At 73.9% G+C, this 21731-nt stretch carries 19 protein-coding genes; 9 read left to right on the forward strand and 10 right to left on the reverse strand.

Features of this window, described 5'->3' with window-relative positions:
- Position 1: 1 nt before the first annotated feature.
- Complete coding sequence (locus OG710_RS17205; protein WP_330240133.1) at positions 2-1288, reverse strand: zf-HC2 domain-containing protein; 1287 nt, start codon at positions 1286-1288, stop codon at positions 2-4.
- Positions 1285-1857 (reverse strand): RNA polymerase sigma factor, encoded by a 573-nt coding sequence (locus OG710_RS17210; RefSeq protein ID WP_330240134.1) that lies wholly within the window; start codon positions 1855-1857, stop codon positions 1285-1287. Before OG710_RS17210 ends, OG710_RS17205 begins: the two co-directional genes overlap by 4 nt.
- A gap of 312 nt (positions 1858-2169) precedes the next feature.
- Between OG710_RS17210 and OG710_RS17215 the strand changes: the two genes are divergently transcribed.
- The 3 genes from OG710_RS17215 (at position 2170) to OG710_RS17225 (ending at position 4126) form a co-directional block, all read left to right on the forward strand.
- Positions 2170-2544: an STAS domain-containing protein gene (locus OG710_RS17215; RefSeq protein WP_111337010.1), complete on the forward strand. Its 375-nt coding sequence runs from the start codon at positions 2170-2172 to the stop codon at positions 2542-2544.
- Positions 2545-2636: 92 nt separating this feature from the next.
- Positions 2637-3158 (forward strand): EF-hand domain-containing protein, encoded by a 522-nt coding sequence (locus OG710_RS17220; RefSeq protein ID WP_330240135.1) that lies wholly within the window; start codon positions 2637-2639, stop codon positions 3156-3158.
- 473 nt (positions 3159-3631) lie between these two features.
- Positions 3632-4126 (forward strand): ATP-binding protein, encoded by a 495-nt coding sequence (locus OG710_RS17225; protein WP_330240136.1) that lies wholly within the window; start codon positions 3632-3634, stop codon positions 4124-4126.
- A gap of 47 nt (positions 4127-4173) precedes the next feature.
- On the opposite strand, the gene OG710_RS17230 is transcribed toward OG710_RS17225, so the two are convergent.
- The gene (locus OG710_RS17230; RefSeq protein ID WP_330240137.1) at positions 4174-5199 is read right to left on the reverse strand and encodes a GlxA family transcriptional regulator; all 1026 of its coding nucleotides are present in this window, start codon (positions 5197-5199) and stop codon (positions 4174-4176) included.
- Positions 5200-5303: 104 nt separating this feature from the next.
- Between OG710_RS17230 and OG710_RS17235 the strand changes: the two genes are divergently transcribed.
- The gene (locus OG710_RS17235) at positions 5304-6569 is read left to right on the forward strand and encodes an MFS transporter (protein ID WP_330240138.1); all 1266 of its coding nucleotides are present in this window, start codon (positions 5304-5306) and stop codon (positions 6567-6569) included.
- Positions 6570-6615: 46 nt separating this feature from the next.
- Here the strand turns inward: OG710_RS17235 and OG710_RS17240 are convergent, their stop codons facing one another.
- Both OG710_RS17240 and OG710_RS17245 read right to left on the reverse strand, forming a co-directional pair.
- A complete protein-coding gene (locus tag OG710_RS17240; protein WP_330240139.1) occupies positions 6616-7062 on the reverse strand; it encodes an HIT family protein in 447 nt (148 codons plus the stop codon).
- 106 nt (positions 7063-7168) lie between these two features.
- Positions 7169-7537 (reverse strand): hypothetical protein, encoded by a 369-nt coding sequence (locus tag OG710_RS17245; RefSeq protein ID WP_330240140.1) that lies wholly within the window; start codon positions 7535-7537, stop codon positions 7169-7171.
- Positions 7538-7635: 98 nt separating this feature from the next.
- Here OG710_RS17245 and OG710_RS17250 point away from each other — a divergent pair, with 98 nt between their 5' ends.
- Positions 7636-8955: an MFS transporter gene (locus OG710_RS17250; RefSeq protein ID WP_443064269.1), complete on the forward strand. Its 1320-nt coding sequence runs from the start codon at positions 7636-7638 to the stop codon at positions 8953-8955.
- A gap of 22 nt (positions 8956-8977) precedes the next feature.
- The gene (locus OG710_RS17255) at positions 8978-9892 is read left to right on the forward strand and encodes a hypothetical protein (protein WP_330240141.1); all 915 of its coding nucleotides are present in this window, start codon (positions 8978-8980) and stop codon (positions 9890-9892) included.
- A gap of 3 nt (positions 9893-9895) precedes the next feature.
- Here OG710_RS17255 and OG710_RS17260 read toward each other — a convergent pair whose 3' ends face one another.
- Positions 9896-11074, reverse strand: a complete 1179-nt coding sequence (locus OG710_RS17260) for a flavin-containing monooxygenase (RefSeq protein WP_330240142.1) — start codon at positions 11072-11074, stop codon at positions 9896-9898.
- A 214-nt stretch (positions 11075-11288) separates the two neighbouring features.
- On the opposite strand from OG710_RS17260, the gene OG710_RS17265 reads away from it, so the two are divergent.
- Positions 11289-12071 (forward strand): thioesterase family protein, encoded by a 783-nt coding sequence (locus tag OG710_RS17265; RefSeq protein WP_330240143.1) that lies wholly within the window; start codon positions 11289-11291, stop codon positions 12069-12071.
- A gap of 3 nt (positions 12072-12074) precedes the next feature.
- On the opposite strand, the gene OG710_RS17270 is transcribed toward OG710_RS17265, so the two are convergent.
- Genes OG710_RS17270 through OG710_RS17280 form a run of 3 tightly spaced genes read right to left on the reverse strand, consistent with a single transcriptional unit; the run spans position 12075 to position 18176 of the window.
- On the reverse strand, positions 12075-14279 hold the full coding sequence (locus OG710_RS17270) for an ATP-binding protein (RefSeq protein ID WP_330240144.1): 2205 nt from the start codon (positions 14277-14279) through the stop codon (positions 12075-12077).
- Positions 14280-14316: 37 nt separating this feature from the next.
- Positions 14317-15045, reverse strand: coding sequence for a DUF4255 domain-containing protein (locus OG710_RS17275; RefSeq protein ID WP_330240145.1), 729 nt, complete (start codon positions 15043-15045; stop codon positions 14317-14319).
- Entirely contained in the window at positions 15042-18176 is a 3135-nt protein-coding gene (locus OG710_RS17280; RefSeq protein WP_330240146.1) for a hypothetical protein, read from the reverse strand. Before OG710_RS17280 ends, OG710_RS17275 begins: the two co-directional genes overlap by 4 nt.
- Positions 18177-18416: 240 nt before the next feature.
- Here OG710_RS17280 and OG710_RS17285 point away from each other — a divergent pair, with 240 nt between their 5' ends.
- A complete protein-coding gene (locus OG710_RS17285) occupies positions 18417-18938 on the forward strand; it encodes a hypothetical protein (RefSeq protein ID WP_330242273.1) in 522 nt (173 codons plus the stop codon).
- Between the two features lie 165 nt (positions 18939-19103).
- Here OG710_RS17285 and OG710_RS17290 read toward each other — a convergent pair whose 3' ends face one another.
- A complete protein-coding gene (locus OG710_RS17290; RefSeq protein ID WP_330240147.1) occupies positions 19104-19829 on the reverse strand; it encodes a helix-turn-helix transcriptional regulator in 726 nt (241 codons plus the stop codon).
- Between the two features lie 224 nt (positions 19830-20053).
- On the opposite strand from OG710_RS17290, the gene OG710_RS17295 reads away from it, so the two are divergent.
- Positions 20054-21382: a COG1470 family protein gene (locus OG710_RS17295; protein WP_330242274.1), complete on the forward strand. Its 1329-nt coding sequence runs from the start codon at positions 20054-20056 to the stop codon at positions 21380-21382.
- Positions 21383-21731 lie beyond the last annotated feature (349 nt).

The following is a 21731-nucleotide window of genomic DNA, read 5'->3' on the forward strand; positions in this document are numbered from 1 at the left end:
GTCACAACCGGCTGAGCGAGGCGGCCGCGAACAGCACGTCGCGGATCGCCTCGCGGTCCCCGCGCTGACCGGCCGCCGCCTCCACCGGCTGCACCCGCCCCGCCACCAGCCGGCAGAACTCCACCCCGTCGAGCGCGACCTGCGCCACGCTGTGCGCGGCGGAGCCCAGGGCGGCGGGGGAGTCCAGCGCGACGTACCAGTCGCCGCCGCCCGAGCCCTCGATCTCCAGATGCAGCGAGCGCCCCGGCGAACCGGCCGTCACCAGCTGCCGGGCCGGGCCCGCGAGCCCCGACCTGCGCCGTACCGCGAGGGCGGCGGGCAGCATCCGCACCGCGAGGTCGATCATCCGGTGCAGATGCCCGGCGGACGGCGGCTCGTACGGATAGTCCACCGCCTGCGCGATGTCCCAGGCGTGCACCCAGCACTCGAAGGCCCGGTCCAGCAGGGCGTCCTGCAACGGCAGCGCGAAGTCCCCGTACGACACGGACAGCTCCGCCACCCCGCGCCCCGCGAACGACACCGTCCGGATCAGCGTGTGGCTCTGCTCGCGCCACGGGCCCCGGACGGCGCGGGTGGGCGGGACGCGGGTCGAGGCCCAGTACGCCTCGGTGCGCGCGGTGGGCGTGAGCGGGGCGCCGGGCAGCGGGTCGCCGAGCCCCAGGGCGGCGCCGATCAGCGCGTCCACGGTCGTCAGATGGCCGATCACCCCGGCGACCGTCGTCCGGCGGCTCACCGGGCGCTCGCCCTCGAACCACTGGAGCCGCACCGGGGCGTGCCACTCGGCGTCCGCGATGTCCCGCAGCAGCGCGTCGAGCCGGGCCGTCTCGGCGTCGTACGGGGCGGCCCAGTCGGGCACCGGGATCTTCGCGGGCCGCCGGTTCAGACAGGCCTCCAGCACGCGGGCCCGCAGCAGCGGATCGAGGTCCAGGCTGCGGTCGGTGTGCAGCAGCCCCACGGCGTCCCGCAGCCGCAGCGCCTCCTCGGCGCAGGGCACGCAGTCGGTGAGGTGCGCGTCGACCGCGGCGGCCTCCTCCGGGGAGCAGGCGGCGAGCGCCCATGCCCCGAGGAGCGCCTGGAGCACGCGGTGCGGCAGTACGGGGGCGGGTGGTGCGGACGGTGCGGGCACGGCCGCCTCCGGTGGTGGCTGGGGCTGCGCCGGTGGCGGCAGCGGTACGCGGCTCAGGTCGCCGAAGTCGTCGGCGGGCGGCCGCGGGCCCGGTATGCGGCGGGCGCCGCGTACCTCCTCCTCGCGGCCCTCCTCGTCCCGGCCGTCCGTACCACCGCTCACAGCGCCCTCCCGTACCCCGGCGGCGGGGCGCCCTCCGGCGGGCGGGTCCGGGCGGTGGCCAGCAGTTGCAGCCCGAGCCGCAGCCGGCGCCGCGCCTCGTCCTCGGTGACCCCGAGGTCCGCGGCGGCCTGCCGGTAGTCCCGGCGCTGCGCGTACGCCAGCTCCAGGGCGGCCCGCAGCGGGGCGGGCATGGACGCGACGATGTAGTCGGCACGGGCGGCCGAGGTGGCCCGGCGCACCCGTTCGTCCAGCTCGTCCGGGTCGTCGGGGCCACCGTCGGCGTCGGCGTCGGCGCGCAGCCGGCGGACGGACTCGCGGTGGGTGAGATGGGCCACCCAGGCCCGCATGGAGCCCTGCTTCGGGTCGTACGCCTCCGGATGCTCCCAGACGTATCCGAAGACCTCGCGGGTGACCAGGTCGGCGGCGTCCTCGTCGTCCAGCATCCGGTTGGCCTGGCTGTGGACGAGCGCGGCGAACCGGTCGTACATCTCGCCGAGGGCGGCCGCCTCGCCGCGGGCCAGCCGCTGCTGAATCCTGCGATCCCAGCGGGGTGGTGCGTTTTTGGCCATCTGACCTCCCGCCTCCGGCCGCGGAAACCTGGTGTCCGTCCTCGTCGTTCCGTCCGAATGTAGTCGGCCACCCCCACTGAACACGCCCCTTTACGGCAAGTACGTCCCTCGGGGCGTCCCGGATGGTAGGGAATGCGACCCCGCCGTCTGACGGAATCGGACCCGAAGCGATCATTTCTGCCGGAATCGTTTCCGGACCGGTCCTTCGTGGCCGGTGTTTCGCGAGGGGCCCACGGGGGCAGCGGCGAATGGAGGAACGCAAACTTCCGGATCGCCGGGCTCGCCGGAATCCCCGGAGCGAGAGGCCCAGTCGTGACCCTGAAAGTCTCGGAGACCGAGCGGGGCGGATGGACCGTGCTGCACATAGCCGGTGAACTGGACCTCCTCACCTCCGCCACCGTCCGCCAGTCCGTGCACGACGCGGTCGCCGCGGGCCGCCACGACGTGGTGCTCGACCTGTCCGGGGTCCGGTTCTGCGACTCCAGCGGGGTCGGCGTGCTGATCGCCTCGCGCCGTCTGATGCGGTCCTGCGGGGGCCGGCTGCGGCTGATCCTGCCGGCGCGGGGCGCCGAGGAGGGCTCGCACGTCAACCGGGTGCTGGCCGCGCTCGGGGTGCGCCGGCTGTTCGACGTGTATCCGGACTGGGATGCGGCCGTCGATGAGGAGTCCGAGCCGCTGACGGCCTGAAACAGCCGTATCCGGGGGTGCGGACGCGGGTCGGCCAGGGGCTGAATCAGGTAAGTGACACGTGACGCCTCGGGGCGTCGTACTCTCCCCGCATGGACAGCGCAGAGTATGAGCGCAAGATCGCCTTCCGCTTCGCCGCCTTCGACCAGGACGGCAGTGGATACATCGATCGCGCGGATTTCAACGCCGCCGCGGCCCGTCTGCTCACCGAGTTCGGTACGACGGCCCGCTGCGACAAGGGTCAGGCGCTCTACAGCGGCGCCGAGGCGTTCTGGCAGGGCATGGCCGGCATCGCCGATGTGGACGGGGACCAGCGGGTCACCCGTGAGGAGTTCGTCGGGGGCGCGGTGAAGCGGCTCCGGGACAATCCGGAGCGGTTCGCGGAGATCGCCCGCCCGTTCCTGCGGGCGGCGCTCGCGGTGGCGGCCGGGCCCACGGGCGACGGCGGGGCGCCGGTGGCCGCGGTCGAGCGGGCGCTGCGGGTGCTCGGGGCCGGGCCGGAGGCGGCGGCGTTCGCCGCGCAGAGCCTGGACGTGGACCGGGACGGCGGGGTCGTCGAGGACGACGCGGTGGCCGCGCTCGCCGCGTACTTCACGGTGATCGAACCCGAGTAGCGGGGCGGCCGCGGGGGAACGTCACGCCCGGGGGCATTCCGCCCTTGGGCGTGACGCAGCGCGACCATCGACGGGCGATCACGGCTTGTGCCGTTTGCGTGCTTCGTCACGGGGTGGAGTCGGTGCCCGACTCAGGTACCCTCCGAGGCATGCGAGTGGATCTGGAACCTGGCGGTCCGGGGGTGGCCTGTGCGGCGCGCCGGGTCCGCGAGGGGTGCTCCGCCCGTGGTCGGAGCGGTGTGGCCGGGTCTCCGGGGGAGACGATTCTCCGGCCGGCGCGGTCCCGTTGTTCGACTCTCCGCGATGTGCGTCGCACAGTATGCACCACGCGTACTCCTTCGCGCTGGAATATGCCCGAAGCGCTTGTTGCGGTGACTGTACGTCAACCATGCTGTCGTGCAAGGGAATCACGTTCCGTGACCCTGATGAGGAGGCGCGAGGCGATGTGTCCGCCGGTTCGGATGGTGTGAGCGGTGCAGGTGCTTCAGGTTCAGTTGGAGGTCGGGCCCGACCCCGCGGAGGTCGGACGGGCCCGCAGATGGGCGCGCTCACGGCTCGCCGGGTCCGGCCTGGCGGATGACGAGCCGCTGGCCGAGACCCTGATCCTGCTCATCTCGGAGCTGGTCACCAACGCGGTCGTGCACACCGGCTGCCCCGCCGTGCTGCGCATGCTGTTCGGCTCGCCGGGCGGGCCGGGGAGCGTCGGTACGGTCCGGGTCGAGGTCGCCGACGCCAGCTGCCGCCCGCCCCAGCAGCGGCACGCACGCGGTGAGGACACCGGCGGCCGCGGCCTGGAACTGGTGGACGGCCTGGCCGACCGCTGGGGCTGGCAGCCGGAGGGCGCGGGCAAGCGGATCTGGTGCGAGGTGGACCGCCGTATCCCGCTCGTCCAGGTGCAGCTCCAGCCCGGCGCGCACGGGGCCGTCCAGGGCGCCGAACCGTCCCACGCGGTCCCGCAGGGCGGCTGAGGCGGCTGCGCCGGGCGGCCCTTCGAGCCCTTGACTCCGCCGGGCCCTCAGAACCGGTTCCCGGCCGCCGGGCTGCCTGCGGCCGGGCTGCCCGCCGTCGCGCGGAACGTACGCCGGTACACCGTGGGCGAGACGCCCAGGGCCGCCTGGAGGTGCTGCCGCAGGGACGTGGAGGTGCCGAACCCCGCGTCCCTGGCCACCTGGTCGATGGACAGGTCGGTGGACTCCAGCAGCCGGCGCGCCAGTTCCACCCGCTGCCGGGTCAGCCACTGCACCGGACTGACGCCGACCTCCTCGCGGAACCGCCGGGTGAACGTCCGTACGCTCATCGACTCCTGCTGGGCCATGTCCCGCAGCAGGATCGGCCGCTCCAGCCGGGCCAGCGCCCAGGCCCGCGCGGTGGTCGTCGTGGCGAACTGGGTGTCCGGGACGGGCCGCTGGATGTACTGCGCCTGGCCGCCCTCGCGGTGCGGCGGCACCACCGTGCGCCGGGCGACATCGTTGGCGACGGCCGTGCCGTGGTCGCGGCGCACCATGTGCAGGCAGAGGTCGATCCCGGCGGCGACCCCGGCGGACGTCAGGACGTCCCCGTCGTCGATGAACAGGACGTCCGGGTCGACGCGCACGGCGGGGAAGACCCGCTGGAAGTGGTCGGCGTAGGCCCAGTGCGTGGTGGCGGGGCGCCCGTCGAGATAGCCGGCGGCGGCCAGCACGTAGCTGCCGGTGCAGATGGACACCATCCGGGTGCCCGGCCGTATGTACGCGAAGGCGGCGGCCAGCCCCTCGGTCAGCCGGCCCTCGCTGTGCACGGGCCCCAGCTCGTAACTGGCCGGGACGACGACGGTGTCGGCGGTGGCGAGCGCCTCGGGGCCCTGGCCGACCATGATCGTGAAGTCCGCGTCGGTACGGACCGGGCCCGGCGGACGTATGGAACAGGTCACGACGTCGTACAGCTTGCGACTGCTCCGGCCCTGGGTCCCCAGAGGGCGGGCGAGCCCGAAAATCCTCTGGGGAATGCCCAGTTCGAAGGGGAGAAGCCCATCAAGGGCGAGAACGACGACCCGGTGCGGCACAGCGGACTCCCTTCGGCCCGGCCCGGCCCAGCAAAAAGGCCCTAGCTGGTATAGACCATAAGCTGATACATGTCCTCGGTGTGAAGGAAAAGTCAGCAGATCCCGTGTGCATTCCCGCCGCGGGCCCCCAGGCCGCCCCCGGCGGCCCGCCCTCGCTCCCGCACGTCGAGGAACCGGGCCGGCAACTCTGGAACCGTGGATTCCGGTTGTTCTTCGTCGCCCGGACCGCCGCCGTTTTCGGCGACGGAATGATCCCCGTGGCGCTCACCGCCGGCCTGCTCGACGCGGGCCGCCCCGCCTCCTCGGTCGGCTACGCGCTGGCCTGCTGGATGGGCCCGCTCGCCCTGTTCGTGCTCTTCGGCGGCGTCCTCGCGGACCGGTTCACACCGCGCCGCATGATGCTCATCGCCGACGCGCTGCGCCTGGTCGGCGCCGCGGTGCTCGCCGTCTCCTTCTCCACCGGCAACCCGCCGCTGTGGACGGTGTACGCGCTCAGCTCGGTGGCCGGCGTCGGGGCGGCGCTGTTCCAGCCGGGCGTCGCCTCCACCGTGCCGCGCGTGGCGCCGGACGTGCAGCGCGCCAACGCCGTACTGCGGGTCTCCGAGGCGCTGATGACCATGGCCGGCCCGGCCTTCGCCGGCATCCTCGTCGGCCTGGCGAGCGCCGGCGCGGTCTACGCGGCCAACGCCTCCACCTTCCTGGTCTCCGGAGCCTGCCTCTTCCTGCTCCGGCTGGCCCCGGCCCCCTCGGACGACGCGCCGCGCGGCTCCTTCGCCGCCGAACTGATCGGCGGCTGGAAGGAGTTCACCGCCCGCAGCTGGCTGTGGGGCGTGATCGCCATCTGGACGGTCTACGGCTTCGCCGTCCTCGGCCCGATGCTCCCGCTCACCGCCGTCCGGGTCACCGAGGCGCACGGCTCCGGCACGTACGGCGCGATGATGGCGGTGAACGGCGCCGGCAGCGTCGTCGGCGGCCTCCTCGCCCTGCGGCTGCGCCCCCGCCGCCCGCTCGCGGCGGGCGCCGTCGCCCTCACCGGCGTCTGCGTCAACCTGGTCGTCCTGGGCCTCGGCCTCTCCGTACCGGCCCTGGCCGTCGGCCAGATCGTCGCCGGCGCGTCCGCCGCCTTCTGGCTCGTGATGTGGTCCACCACCGTCCAGACCCACATACCCCCCGAATCCCTCAACCGCCTCCACGCCTACGACGTGGCCGGCTCCCTCCTCATGGTCGCCGCGGGCCGCGCCCTGGCCGGCCCGGCAGCCGACCAACTGGGCACGGCGGAGGTCCTGATAGCCGGCGCGGTGATCAACCTCGCGGTGGTGGCCGTACTCCTGACCTCCCGCCCCATCCGCAACCTGGAACGCATCCCCTGACGGCGCCGCGGGAGCCCGCCGCGACCGCCGGCGAAGCGGTCGCGGGTCAGCCGGTCCAGGGCGTCTCCAGAGCGCGGAGGCCCGCGCGCACAGCGGCCGCGGCCTCGTCGAGCTCCCGGCGGTCCCGCTCCCGCCAGTCGGCATCGATCCTGAAGCCATCGCCGGCGAAGCGGGGGAAGACGTGCAGATGGACGTGGAAGACCTCCTGGAAGGCGGCCTCCCCATCGGCGAGGAACAGATTGACCCCGTCACACTCCAGCCCCGACCGGCGCAGCGCCCGTCCCAGCCGATGGGCCACCCTCCACATCCGGACCCCGACCTCCTCCTCCAGATCCTGGAGCCCCACCGCGTGTGTCCTCGGGACGACGAGCAGATGGCCCGGGGTCACCGGCTGAAGGTCCATGAAGGCCACCACCGAGTCGTCCTCGTGGACCAGGCTCCCCTCGGCCTGCCCCCGCACAATCCCGCAGAAGACACATCCCCCGTCTGTCACGACCCGGCTCCTCCCCGCGCAAGTTGGCCACCGCTCCAACGGAACCGGAAACGCGCCGAACCACGCAAACGAGTTACGCCCGGCCCGGCATGGGCGACCCGGAGGGCTACTTGTTGCGGCGGCGGGCTTCGGTCTGTTGCATGTCGATCACCGTCAGGACGTGGGCGCTGGTCTGACGGCGGGCGATCCCGGTGACGAGGAGGGCTGTGCCGGCTGTGGAGAGGGGGGCGGAGAAGGCCAGCAGGGTCAGTTGCTTGGGCATGGTGGTGTCCATCTCGCAGATGGACGCGTCGAAGCAGTGCAGGGTGTTCTCCGAGTCGTGGATCAGGAAGCCCAGCCTGATCCACAGGAGGCAGGCGATGACGAGGAGCAGGGTGCCCCAGCCCTGCATCAGCGCCGATCGGCGGTCGAAGTGCTGGCGCTCGGCCCACTGCATGAAGTCCCCCCGGAACGTGGACGGTACGGCGTCGCGCATCGTACGCGTATGCGGGTGAGGTGGTGTGGCCCGAATCTTGCGGAGGGTGGCCCTCGGGCCACTCGTGAGGGGGTGCGGGGTGGTCGGATGCTGAAGGGGTGAATCCGACGATCGAGAGCACCCGCGCCGCCGCCACCGGGCGGCCCAACACCCCGGAAGCGCCCAGCCGTTGGCGTATTCACCGGTCCTGGATCGTCGCCGCCGTCACCTTTGTGACGATCATCGGCGGCGCCGCCTTCAACTCCCTGCCCGGTCTGCTCTTCGACCCGCTCCAGGACGACTTCGGCTGGTCGCGCGGGGAGATCGGGCTGGCTGTCTCCATCGACATGGCGCTGTACGGGCTCACCGCGCCGTTCGCCGCCGCGCTGATGGACCGGTTCGGCATCCGCCGGGTGGTCGCGGTGGCGCTCACCGCGATCGCGGCCGGGGCGCTGGCCAGTGTGTGGATGACGGCCGCCTGGCAGCTGATGCTCTACTGGGGCGTCCTGGTGGGCCTCGGCACCGGGTCGATGGCGCTGGCGTTCTCCGCGACCGTCACCGACCGCTGGTTCACCACCCGGCGCGGCCTGGTCACCGGGATTCTGACCGCCGCCGGGGCCTCCGGGCAGCTGGTCTTCCTGCCGCTGTGCGCCTGGATCGTGGAGGAGCACGGCTGGCGTCCCGCGTCGGTGACCGTGGCGCTCGCGGCCCTGGTCGTCGTCCCGTTCGTGTGGCTGCTGATGCGCGACCACCCGGCCGACGTGGGGCTCGCCCCGTACGGCGGGGAGTACGTCGAGAAGCCCGCGCCCGCGCGCGGGGCGGCCGGCCGGGCCGTACGGGTCCTGTTCGACGCGGCGCGCGGCGGACCGTTCTGGCTGCTGGCCGGGTCCTTCGCGATCTGCGGCGCCTCCACCAACGGCCTCATCCGTACGCACTTCGTGCCCTCGGCGCACGACCACCACATGCCCGCCACCGTCGCGGCCTCGCTCCTCGCGGTCATCGGGATCTTCGACATCATCGGCACGGTCTTCTCCGGCTGGCTCACCGACCGCTTCGACGCCCGCCGGCTGCTGGCGGTCTACTACGCGCTGCGCGGCGTCTCGCTGCTGTTCCTGCCGATCCTGATGCAGGCCACCGTCGAGCCCCCGATGGTCTTCTTCATCGTCTTCTACGGCCTGGACTGGGTCGCCACCGTCCCGCCCACCCTGGCCCTGTGCCGGGAGCAGTACGGCGAGGACAGCGCGGTCGTCTTCGGCTGGGTGCTGGCCTCGCACCAGGTGGGCGCCGCGCTGGTGGCTTTCCTGGGCGGCGTGGCGCGGGACGTCTTCGGTACGTACGACGTCGTCTGGTACGCGGCCGGCGCGCTGTGCGCGGTCGCCGCGCTGATGGCCCTGGTCATCCGCCACCCCCGCCCGCAGGTCGCCGCCGCGCGCGAGTGAGAATGCGTGCGAGGGGGCGCACATGACGAAGGACACTGTGGGGGACACGCGCGAGCCGTCCGTCTGGTCGGGGCACCCGATCGTCGCCGGGGCCGCCGCGCTGTTCGTGGGAACGGCCCTGGCCACCGAGGTGTTCGGCTTCGCCGAACTGGCCGCCGAGACACCCGCGCCGCCGGACGGATTCGGCGGGATGCTGCTCGTCCTGCCGTTCCTGTCCTGCTTCGGGGTGCCGTTCGCGCTCGTGGGCAGCCTCCTCGTGGTGCTGCCCGTGGTGTGGGCGGCCCGCCGGGTGAGCGACCGGGCGGCCGGGCGGGACGCCTGGTGGTGGGTGCCCGCCGTCGCGGTGCTCCCGGCGGTCCTGGTCACGGCCGTCGCGGGGATCGCCCTGCGCCCCGGTCCCGGCACCCTGGCCCTCGTCGGGCTGACGGCGTACGCGCTCCTCGCCGGGTCCGCCCTCCTCGCGCGGGACGCCGCCCTGCACGGCGGCCGGCTCCTGCGCGTCCTGGGGTACGGGGCGGCGGCGGCCGTAGCAATCTTCGGGCTCGGCGCGACGGCGTACGGGACCGGGCTGGTCACCGAGTACAGCCCGCCGAAGGCGACCGCCGCCCAGCTCGCCGGAACCTGGCGCGACGGACACGGCGGCACGCTGTGGCTGTCCGCCGACGGCACCGCCCGCGCCGAACGGCTGACGGACCACGACGCCGCGTACGAGGACCGCGCGGACACCGGCTCCGACCGCTACCGCTGCACGGGGACCGGCCGGTGGACGTACGAGCCCGGCGACTCGAACACCTGGAGCCAGCGCCTGGACCTGACCGTCGGGGAGTGTGCGTTCAACGCCGACGCGTGGTCGATCGGCGGTACGCCGGGCCACCTGAAGCTCCTTCAGGAGTACGGGGACATCGACGACCCCGGCTGGTACACCCTCACCCGCTGACGGTCAGCGGCCGGACCGGGCCGACCGCCTGGCTATCCGCTTCGCGATCTTCCGCGCGTCGCGGGCCAGTTCGCGGAGCATGCCGCTGATCGGGTTGGTGAAGCCGGTGAAGTAGAGGCCGGGGGCCTGCTTCGGGGCGCGGGTGCCGCGCACCAGCGGGCGGCCCCGCTCGTCCAGCACCCCGAGGTGGCCGACCAGCGGTTCGAGGCCCCGCAGATAGCCGGTCGCCGCGATCACGACGTCCGGGGTGGCGCGCGTGCCGTCCGCCAGGACCACCGCGTCCCCGTCGAACGACTCGACGGCCGCCACCGGTTCGACCCGGCCCCGCTTCACGGCGTCCACCAGGCCGACGTCCAGGACCGGCACCGCGCCCTGCCTGATCCGCGCGTGCAGGGCCGTGTCCGGCCGGGGCAGGCCGTACGCCGACAGGTCGGGCGTGGCGACGCGCGCCATCAGGCGCCCGGCCCGGTTCAGCAGGAACGCGGGCATCCGGCGTATCAGGATGCCGTTGGCCTGCGAGGGCCAGCCCAGCGTGGAGCGCCGTACGACGAACGGCGCGGTGCGCACCGCGATCCGTACCCGCTCCGCCCCGCCCTCCACCAGATCGACGGCGATCTCCGCACCCGTGTTGCCGACGCCGACGACCAGCACGTCGCGCCCGGCGTACGGGGCGGGGGAGCGGTACTGCGCGGCGTGCAGCAGTTCGCCGGTGAACTTCTCGCGGCCCGGCCAGTCCGGCAGCTTCGGGGTGTGGTTGAACCCGGTGGCCACGACGACGGCCCGGCCGGTCAGTTCACGGCCGCCGCTCGCGCTCAGCCGCCACCCGCTGCCGTCCGCCGCCGGGTCCACGCGGGAGACCTCGACGCCGGTCACGACCTCCAGCTCATGGTGCTCGGCGTACTTCTCCAGGTAGCGCACCACGTTGTCGCGGGCGACCCAGCGGCCGAACTTCCTGGGCATCGGGAGGCCGGGGAGCGCGGACCAGCGCCGGGTGGTGTGCAGGCGCAGCCGGTCGTAGTGGTTGCGCCAGGACGCGCCGACGTCCCCGGACTTCTCCAGCACGACGGCCCGGACGCCCCGCGCGCGCAGGGCGGCGGCGGTGGCCAGTCCGCCGGGGCCGCCGCCGATGACGTAGACGGGGCGGTCCTCGGTGAGGTCGGTGGGGGTTGCGCTGTCGGCCATGCTTCGGAGCGTAATCGCGTGACTCCTTGATGGGTATCGGTCAAGACCTGAATCGGTTGCGAATTGATCACGCCCGGCGGCGGGCGTGGAGCGTACGGGGCGGGGCGTGCGGGGCGGGGTGGTGCGTACGTGTGGCAGGTGTCACCCCGCAGCCCGGCGCGGCCGGTGGCACGCTGGGGGCTCCTGATCCGTACGGCCGCGAGGGACGCATCCGTTGAACACCGGCAGCTACTACGAGCGCATCGACGCCCACCGCTACAAGCCGACCGCGCACGCGAGCGGCGCGTGGAGCACGGACGAGGTGCACTTCAGCCCCTTCGGCGGGCTCCTCGTCCACGCCATCGAGCGCCATCTCGCCGACCGGCCCGGCGAGCGGCTGCTGCTGTCCCGGATCGGCTTCGACATCCTGGGCCGGCTCGCCCTGGACGAGTGCGAGATCCGGGTCGAGACCCTGCGCCCCGGCCGCACCATCGAACTGGTGGAGGCCGTCGCCCTCATCGCCGGCCGCCCGGTCGTCCGGGCCCGCGCCTGGGCCCTGGCGCCCGTGGACACCATGGAGGTCGCCGACGGCGAGGCCGCCCGGCTCACCCCGCCGGAGGCCCTCGCGCCCTGGCCGATGGCCGACCTCTGGCCCGGCGGCTACGTCGCCTCCATCGACGTGCGCCCGCTCGCCCCGCCGCTGCCGGGCCGCACGACGGCCTGGATCTCCACCCCGCTCGACCTGGTCGCGGGCGAGCCGGTGGGCCCGGTGGCCTCGTTCGTGGCGCTCGTGGACACCGCCAACGGCATCGCCGTACGCGAGCAGCCCACCGAGTGGATGTTCCCCAACGTGGACCTGACGATCCATCTGCACCGGCAGCCCGAGGGCCGCTGGACCGGACTCGACACCACCGTCGTCTTCGGCCCCACCGGTCAGGGCCTCACCAGCACCGTCCTGCACGACGTCCACGGCGCGGTCGGCCGGGCGGAGCAGATCCTCACCGTCCGCCCTCTCTGAATCTCACCGTCCGCCGCTGCCGGGGTTGCGCGTACGCCGCAGCCACGGGCCGAACTCGCTGTCCAGGACCAGCCGTCCGAGCTTGCGGTACTCCGCCAGCACCGCGGTGACCAGCTGGTCCGTGTCCAGCGGGCGGCCCGAGTCCGCCGCCTGGTACGCGGCGGTCACCGCGCACGCCCGGATCGAGCCGCCCGTCAGCTCGAACCGCTCCGCGCACGTCGGCAGGTCCAGGTCCGGGGCGCGGGGGATCTCCGTGCCGAGGCAGCGTTCCCACAGGGCGAGCCGCTGTTCGGCGTTGGGCACGGGGAAGTCCGCGACCACGTCCAGACGGCGGGTGAACGCCTCGTCCAGGTTGGCGCGCAGGTTCGTCGTGAGGACGGCGATGCCGTCGAAGGACTCGATGCGCTGGAGCAGATAGGCCGACTCCACATTGGCGTGCCGGTCCTGCGCGTCCTTGACCTGCGAGCGCTTCCCGAAGACGGCGTCCGCCTCGTCGAACAGCAGCACCGCGTTGACGTCGGACGCCTCCGTGAAGATCCGCTCCAGGTTCTTCTCGGTCTCCCCGACGTACTTGTCCACCACGGACGACAGGTCCACGACGTACAGCTCCATGCCCAGGTCCGCCGCGATCACCTCCGCCGACATGGTCTTGCCCGTCCCGGACTCCCCGGCGAACAGCGCGACGATCCCGCGCCCCCGGCCGCCGCCCGGCCGCATCCGCCACCGGCCCAGCACCTGGTCGCGGTGGCGGGCGCGCAGCGCCAGGTCGGACAGCTGGCGGCGGGTCGCCGGGGGCAGCACCAGGTCGTCCCAGCCGACCGCGGGCTCGATGCGGCGGGCGAGCCGGGCCAGCCCGGCCCCGTTCTGCGCGCGTACGGCCGTGCGCAGGTCGCCCGCGGCCACCGGCCGGCCCTCCAGGGCGGCCAGCCGGGACGCCACGGTGGCGGCGCGGCGGATCTGCGCACTGTCCAGCCGGTACGCGCGGATGGCGTCCACCAGTTCGGCGTCGGCGTCGGCGTCGGCTTCGGCGGACCCGGTGCCGGCGGCCGGCCCGTCGTCGGCGCCCGCGCCCATCCCCGTACCCGCGCCCAAACCCATGCCCGCGCCCGCGTCGGCGAGCGCGCCGCGCCAGCGCCGTATCGCGTCGGCCGGGTCCGCCGGGGCGACCGGGATCGTCACCGGGCTCTCGGCCGCCCACAGCGGGTCCCAGTTCTTCTTCCCGTACAGCAGCAGCGGCGCCCCGCCGCCGGCCGCCGCGCACAGGGCGCCGAGCAGCGCGGCGCCCTTGGGCCGCTCCGGGGCGAGGGTCTCCAGCGGGCCCAGGACGAGCCCGGCGCCGCTCAGCCGTGCCTCGGTCGCCAGGACGCGCACGGCCAGGTCCGGTTCGGGGGCCGCCGCCAGCGCGGCCGCGTCCACGACGAGCGGGCGCAGCCCGGCCGCGGCGAGCGCGCCCGCGGCGAGGCGGGCCGGGTCGCCGCCCCGGTCCAGCAGGTGCACGAGACCGCTGCCGGTGCCGGCCGCCGCCGCGACGCGCCGGGTCACCGGGCAGCCGCCGGGCCCGTCCGGCTCGTCCGGCGGCGCGGCCACCCGCACCAGGCCGTGCGCCCGCGCGTCCACCTCGTCGTCGCCGAGCAGATGCGCGGTGACCCGGTCCGGGACGCGCAGCACCCGCGACAGCAGCGGGCGTTCGGGCTCCAGGATCTCCACCAGACCGGCCGCGACGAGCGGCGCGGACGGCGAGAACCGGAACCGGCCGGGGCCCGCGCCGGGCAGGCCGCACAGTTCGAGCGCCAGGCCGATCGTGGCCCGGCGCCGGGTCAGGTCGTCGTTGAGATAGCCGTACAGCCGCTCGAACCGGGCGTCGATGTCCGGGGCCATGGCGACCAGCAGGAGATCGACGTCGGGCCCGGCAAGACCGAACCGGGCCACCAGCGCGCCGATCCGGCCACCCCCCGGCGGTGGTTCCGGGTCCTGCGGCCCGTGACCGGGGACGGGCCGGAACGCGTCGCGTGAGTCCAGCACCCGTTCGGCGGCGGCGGGCGTGAGGTACTGCCCCAGGAACGGATCGTCCGGCTCCGGATCGACCTCGCGGCGCAGGGTGACCGCGATCCGCACCCGCCGCTCGACCTCCCCGAGCCGCGCCCAGAGTTCGGCGACGGCCGCGTCCGGCCCGTCGAGCCCGGCGGGCGTCTGCTGTACGGCGGTCACCGGGTGCCGCCTCCGTACAGGTCGCCGCGTACGGTCCTCATCGCAACCCGCTCCCGCTCCCGCTTCCGCCCCCGCGCCTGCGCCGGCCCGGCGGCAACTGCCGTTCGCGTTCGGCCGCGAAGCCCTCGCCCCGCCGGTCCGGCGCGCCGTTCTCGTAGCGCAGCCGGCGGCCCGGTTCGGTCGCCCCGCCGTCCACGGCGGCGGCCGTGCGCACCACCAGGCCCTCCGTGACCGGCGGCCCGACCGGTTCCAGTTCGCCGGAGAGCGGTGCCCAGACCCGCAGGTCGATGGCGGCCTTCAGCTCGCCGCCCAGCGCCGACCACACGTCCACCGTGGAGGGGCGGTCGCCCGAACCGGCCGAAGCGGCCTCCATCTCGACCGTGAGGCCGAGTTCGGCGAGGCTGCCCGTGAGCATCCGTTCGGGGAGCGCGCTCGTCCGGATCAGACAGCGCAACACCTCGGACAGCAGCCGGTGTTCGTCCTGGGGGCGGTTGGTCCAGGCGGTGACCAGGTACGTCAGCTCGAACCAGCGGGCGGGCGCGCGGCGGCCGGTGACGACGCCCTCCCCGTCGTACTCCTCGGCCGTGCCGCTGCGGCGGCGCGCCGCGTCCTCGCGGATGCCGTACAGGAACACGCTCACCGTGGGGGCGTTGCGCCGCGCCGACCAGTCCTTCGTCGGGGCGTCGAAGACCAGCTCGACGCCGCTGTCCTGGAGTCCGGCGTCGACCAGCAGCAGCCGCAGCCCCTCGTCGACCTCGTGGATCACCGGCGCCCCATCTCGTCCGGCGGCACCAGGTTGCCCGTGACCACCAGGAAGTCCGTGTCCACCGGCGAGAAGCCGGGGCCGGACGCGATGATGGTGCGCGGCCCGGTCCGGTCCTTGACCATGATCAGCAACTGGGCGATGAACGTCCCGTCGCCGGCCGGCCGGGTGGGCGCGGCGGCGGCCGTGATGCCGGGCTTCCAGGTGAGTTTCACCGGCACACCGGGCGGGAAGTCCTTGCCGCGCACCGAGGTCACGAAGCCGGGCTTGCCGACCTCGGGCACGGACACGATGCGCGGCTGGAGGATGCGCAGCGGGACGCGCGAGACGTTGTCGCCCCGGTCCGCGTCGGTGCCGCTGGTGGTCAGGGTCGCGGTGATGGTGGTGCGCAGGGCGCGGTCCGGGGCGAGCACCACCCGCAGCACCGACGAGGCGCCCGGCGCCAGGTCGGCCAGCCCGCACACCCCGCCCGAGCAGCCGGCCGGGAGCGTGTCCACGGGGATGCGGGCGGGCAGCCCGAGCCGCAGCCGCAACCCGGTCGCCACGGCGTTCTTCCCGTTGCGCACGGTGTACGTCACCACGACGCGTCCGCCGACGTAGCCGGGGCTCGGCTGCGCCCGTACGACGACGCCGGGTCCGGCCTCGGGTTCGGGCGCGGGCGGCTCGGCGGGCGGCTGGGGGGCGGGCGGCCGGGGCGTCGGGAACGTGGGCGGGTCGGCCGGTCCGGGGGTGGGCGCGGGCGGCCGGGGCGTGGTGCGGACCCGGACGTCCGTGCCGGTGGCGTTGTCGGTGGGGTTCGGGTCGAGGACGGTGCCGGTGACGGACCAGCCGAGCTGCCAGGGGCCGTCCGTGACGCCGGTGAGCCGTGCGGTGATCTCCACGCGGGCGCCGGGTTCGAGGAGCCCCAGGTCGCAGGTCGGCGTCCCCGCCTCGCAGGTGCCGCGGGTGCTGGTCAGCTCCTCCAGGCGGACGCCCGGCGGGAGGTCGGCGACGAACGTGGTGCCGGGCGAGGGGGCCGGGCCCCGGTTGGTGACGGTGACGGTGACGGGCACCGATGAGCCGCTCTCCACGGCGGGGAGGGTGGGCGGCGCGGTGACCGTCAGGTCCACCTTCCACTGGAACGCCGGCTCCTTCTGCCGGCCGGGCAGCTCCGCGGTGAGCGGGGTCAGGGTGCCGGTCGCCAGGTCGAGCTGGGACAGCTGCTCGGGGGAGTTCGGCGCCCTGCCCCGGCGGTGGCTGAGGACCAGCCGGGAGGCGTCCGGCGACCAGGCCACGTCACGCGGCTGGTACGGGCCGGTCGTCTCGACGTCCGGGATCTTCGCGCCGCACGCGGCGGGGTCGTCGCGCCGGTCGGACGGCAGCACGACCCGGCAGTTCTCGCCCTTGGGCGAGGTGACGACGACACTGGCCCGCTGGTTGATCTGGTCGGCGCGGTCCTTGCGGTTGAAGGCGATGGAGGCGCCGTCCGGCGAGAACGCGGGGCTGTCGTCGATGACCTTGCACTCGCCGGGGCAGGCGGTGGCGCTGAGGTCGTGCTGGTCGGTCAGGTCGCCGGACGGGGCCGTCCAGACGTGCTTGATGCCGCCGAGGCCCCGGATCACCTGGTTGCGGGTGAAGGCGATCAGGGTGCCGTCCGAGGACCAGGCGGGCTGTGCGTCGGAGCCCTGCACCTGGTCTGCCGGCGGGACGACCCGACCGGTGACCCGGCCGGTCGCCCGGTCGGTGTCGACGTCCGCGATCAGCACCTGGCTCGTGCGGACGCCGTCCGCGCCGGGTGTGGAGCGGGTGAACGCCAGCCGGGTGCCGTCCGGTGAGAACGCGGGGTCGGTGTCCCAGTCGCTCGGGCCCCGCCCGAGGTCCAGTGCCTTCGCGTGCTCGCCCTCGGTGTCGGTGAGCCAGATCCGCTGGATGCGCTGCCCGTTGTCCGTCTCGAACCGGGTCACGGCGATCTGCCGCCCGTCGGGCGTGTACGTCTGCCGCTCGGTCCAGGGGTCGTAGCCCTTGGCCGGGTGGAACAGCGGGTCCTCGGCGGGGTTGTCGCTGGTGTTGGCCTTGGCGCGCGGGTCCTCGCGCAGCACGTCGAGCCGCAGGTCGCGGGGGTCGGAGCCGTCCTGCCGCATGTCCTGGAGGGTGACGAGCGCGGGGTCCTTCGTGGTGCGGCGGGTGACGACCGGGACCGGGGCGCCGGCCGGCCCGAGCACCGCCGGCGGCCCGACCTCGCGGTCCTCGTCGAGGACCATCTCCGGGTCGGGGCCGCCGATGGACGTGAGCCGGTAGACGTGGTCGTAGACGGAGCACCCGCAGTCCGTGTTCGGGCTGAGGAAGTAGAGCCCCTCGCCGTCCGGCAGCCAGGCCGCCGACCGGGTGCCCCAGTCGGCGCCGAGGCCGGCGAAGACCTCACGCCCCTTCCCCGCCGAGTCCGAGACCCGCAGCCGGTGGCCGGTGTCCTCGTCGGAGGTCGGCTCGACGTGCAGCGTGTAGACGACGCGGGACCGGTGGGTGGCGTCGTTCAGCGGGTTCCACTCGGGCTCGTCCGCGTCGCCCTGTGTGCTGTCGCTGAGGCAGGTCACCGGGCCGCCGGCCAGGTCGCGTGCGTAGATCTGCGTACCGGGTTCGGGGCCGCCGTCGCTCGCGTACGCGATCCGCTTGCCGTCCGGGGAGAGCGTCGGGGACGTCTCGTTCGCGGCCGTGTCCGTCAACTGCCGCGGCTCGCCGCCGGCCACGTCCACCGACCACAGGTCCCGCTGCCCGGTGTCGTCGGCGGAGTCGAACACCACCGTCTGCCCGTCCACCGAGAGTTCGGGGTGCGCGGCGTCCATGCCGGAGGTCAGCCTGCGTACGTCGCCCTTCGCGTCCCGCAGGTACACCTGCGGTCGAACCTCGTCGCGCAAGCTGGTGAAGACGAGCACGTCCCCGCGCCCGTACGGGTCCTGGTCGTAGTGGGCGGGCCCGGAGGCGAACAGGTCCCCGGTCGCCTCATCCGATGTGGCCTCGCCCAGGCTGCGGTGGCCGGTCCCGGCGAACACGATCCGGCCGGTGTCCGCCGCCGCCTTCGCGTCCGACGCGGCGGCGGCCGGCTGCGCGGCCTGCGGTGCGGATACGGACCCCGCCACGAGCAGCGGCGTCAGCAGCACCAGCGCACCCCCGAGCCGCCGCCACCGGGCACTCCTCGCCGGGCCAGCAGGACCGCCCACGGCCCACCTCGCAGTCTGTGTCGATGGATCTCCACACCGAGCATCACCCCCAAGGGGGCGAGGGAACAGGGCCCGCGGTACCGGGGACGGGGAAGAGCGGCTGCCCTTTGGGGGCGGGCGCCGGGGGCCGCGTATGTTCGAAGCTGTGAAGTGCACTCCGAGATCCCGGCCGGTGACCCGGTGAGCGGCTGGTGGGCCTACCTGGAGGTACGGACCCGCCGAGCGGTCGATGCCGATGTGCTGTGCGACCGCCGGCTGTCGGCGGTCAGGTCCGTCTGGGAGGCGCTGCGCCCGCTGGGGGTGGGCCTGCACGAAGCCGAGCGGGTGGTCCACGCGCGGTACGAGGCTCTGGGCGACCGTGTGGAGCGAACGCCGCCCGATCCGCTGGGCCTCCCCTCACTCGCGGCCCGCGCTGCGGCTCTTCCGGGCCGTGTGGTGGCGGTGGAGGCGTTCTGGGACGGGGATACGGTGCACGACTGGTTCGTGCTCATGGTCGCCGTTCTGGACGACCCGGAAGGGGAGGGCCATCTCGCGACGGTCCATCACCGATCCGACGGCCCTCCACCTGGTGTCGCCGCGGACGAGGCCGGCCGGGCGCTGGCCCGCCACCTTCGCGTGCCGTTCCACTTCGCGTCTCCGGACGTCCCCGATGACGACGCCCCGCGCCTGCGGAAGACCCAACGGTCGGCGGAAGGGCCGTGACCGGAGGCATGGACGGGCGAATCCCGGAAGGCCGCACGACATGGCGCCCACCGTCCGCATCCGCTCCGCCGGCCGGTTCGGGGTGCCCCAGGGGCAACATCGGCTGCCCCCGGGCCGCCCGCGAGCCGTCCCGGGCGGCCGGAACGACCGGCCGTCCGGTGTGGGTCAGATGAGGCCGTGGCGCATCGCGTAGCCCACGGCGTGTGCCCGGTTGCGCAGGTTGAGTCTGGTCGCGACCTCGTGCAGCACGTTCTTGACGGTGCGTTCGGAGTACGAGGTCTTCTGGGCGATCTCCGCCGTGCCGTAGCCCTCCGACACCAGCCGGATCATCTCCGCCTCACGCGTCGTGAGCGTGGACAGGGAGAGCCCCCTCGGGTCCAGGACCGAGCGGTGCAGGCTGCTCACGTGGTCGATGAGCTTGCCGAGGAGGTCGCCGGGAAGGACCCCCTCGCCCTTCGCGACGGCCGTCACGAGATGCACGAGGCGGTCCTGGTCGGCCTCGCCGCGCCGCAGCACGGCCGCGACCCCGTACTCGATCAGGGTCTGGAGGGCGCCCGCCTCGAAGTAGCCGACGACCAGGCCGGTGCGGGTCGCGGTGTTGCGCTGGAGGCGGTGCAGGAGCTGCACGGCCGGTTCGTTCACCATGTCCACCACGACGAGGGAGACCTGGGCGCGGTCCGCCTCCTCGTCCGGTACCAGTTCGATCTCCGGGCGCTGGCGCAGCTGCTGCACCACCCCGGTCCGCAGTATCAGGTCCTCCGCGTACACCGCGACCGCGATCCGGCCGAGTGCGGGGGCGTGCGGGGCGGGTGCGGGGCGTTCGGGCGGCGAGAGGGCGCGCAGGCCCGCCGCCTCCTTCGTCGTCGTCATGTCTGTCGTGATGGTCGTCATGTGCTCGTCCTTCTGGGCCGCTTCCGTCGCTGTCCGTTCCGTCCGGTGCCGTACGCGTTCGTCCGGTGTGCGCAGGGCGACCGGGCCCGGGGATGCGGTGCGGGCATCCGGCGCGGGTGTGCCGCCGGGGCACCGCGCGTGCCCGCACATTGCCCTCGCGCCCCTGCTGCCGGGAGCGCGGTGCGGCCTAGCGTCGCATCGTGACCACATCTGCCGAACTCGACATGCCCACGGTGACGGTGTCGCCCGGCGCCGAAGCGACGACCACGCTGACCGTGCGCAACGACGGCGACATCGTCGAGGCGTACTCCCTCGACGTGGTCGGCGACTGCGCGGCATGGACCACGGTGGAACCGGCACGGGTCTCGCTCTATCCGGGCACCTCGGAGACCGTCACGGTGCGGTTCGCGCCGCCCCGGTCGCACGAGGTGCGGGCAGGCGAACTGCCCCTGGGGATAAAGGTGCTGCCCGCCGAGCACCCCGAGGCGGTGGCCGTCCCCGAGATGACGGTGGTCGTCGAGCCGTTCCACGAGCTGCGCGCGAGCCTGGAACCGGGACGCCGCCGGGGCTGGCTGGGCGCCCGCTTCCGTACGGCGGTGCAGAACCGGGGGAACGCTCCCATCGACCTCGCGTTCGCCGGGCGGCAGCAGGGCGAGGAGCTGCGGCTCGCGTTCACGCCGGAGCGGCGGCGCCTGGAGCCCGGCGAGTCGGCGGAGTCGGGGCTCAAGGTCCGGGCCCGCAAGCTGATCTGGTTCGGCGCCCCGGCGGACTGGCCGTTCGAGGTCGTCGTCGGGGAGCCCGAGGCCGAGGGCGGCGCGCCCGTCGAGGACGCGCGGGCCGACCGGGCGCAAGCCGAGACCCTGCAGGGCGAGTTCGCCCAGCTCCCGCTGCTGCCGCGCTGGCTGCTCATCCTGCTCGCGGCGATCCTGGCCCTGCTGCTCGCCTGGTTCGCGCTGGTGCGGCCGACCATCCGGTCCACCGCGCAGGAGGCGGGCACCAAGGCCGCGCAGGAGGAGAACCGGCAGGCCCGGCAGGAGGGCGGAGCCGCGTCCGGCGGTGCCACCGGGGGCGGCCAGGGGCAGCCGAAGGGGCAGGGGCAGGGGAGCACGGCGGGCGCGGACGGGACCGGTGGAGGCGGCGGCACGGGCGGCTCGGGCACGACCGGGTCCACCGGCGGAGCCGGCGAGCAGCAGAGCTCCGCGACGATCGACGTGCAGACGCGTGCCGGGGGCAAGGAAACCCGCACCTATGTGGTCCCGGAAGGCAAGACTTTCGGTGTCACGGACATCGTCGTGGCCAATTTCCAGGGCGACGAAGGGCTGCTGACCATCTCCTTCGGCGAACGGAAGATCACCACGATCGCGCTGGAGACGTTCAGGAACCAGGACTATCACTGGGTCACCCCCATTCAGATTCCGGAGAACGCGGCGGTCACCGCTTCCGTGACCTGTGCCAAGCCCGGGACTCCGGCCACCGGCAGGCAGGCTTCCCGGTGCCACCAAGTAGTCAATGTCAGCGGTGTGCTGACCGATGTCTCGCGGGATGAACGATAGCGCCGGGCGCTCGCACTTCTGTTCCGGTGATGTGAACGGCAGCCGGTGCGACCTGCGCTGATGATCCATCGGGTGTTCATCCGGATGTGTCCCTTCCCACATCAGGACACACGCGCAAGTGCTGGACGCGTAAATGCGCGGAGTACGGGCAGCCGGTGAATGAAGCCGTTCCCGGGGCGATTCCCGGTCATTTCCGGATGCGTCGAATGGACTGGACCAATCCGGTGTGTGCAGGCCGGAGCGGATTCGGCTTCCTCCGGTTGCTCCGGGCCACGGTGGAAATTCGGCCGATTTCGCTCCTGCGGCCGATAATTTCTGGCCGGAATTCACCCCTTGCGGCGGTGTCGGC

Source organism: Streptomyces sp. NBC_00525, assembly GCF_036346595.1.
Classification (GTDB): Bacteria; Actinomycetota; Actinomycetes; order Streptomycetales; family Streptomycetaceae; genus Streptomyces.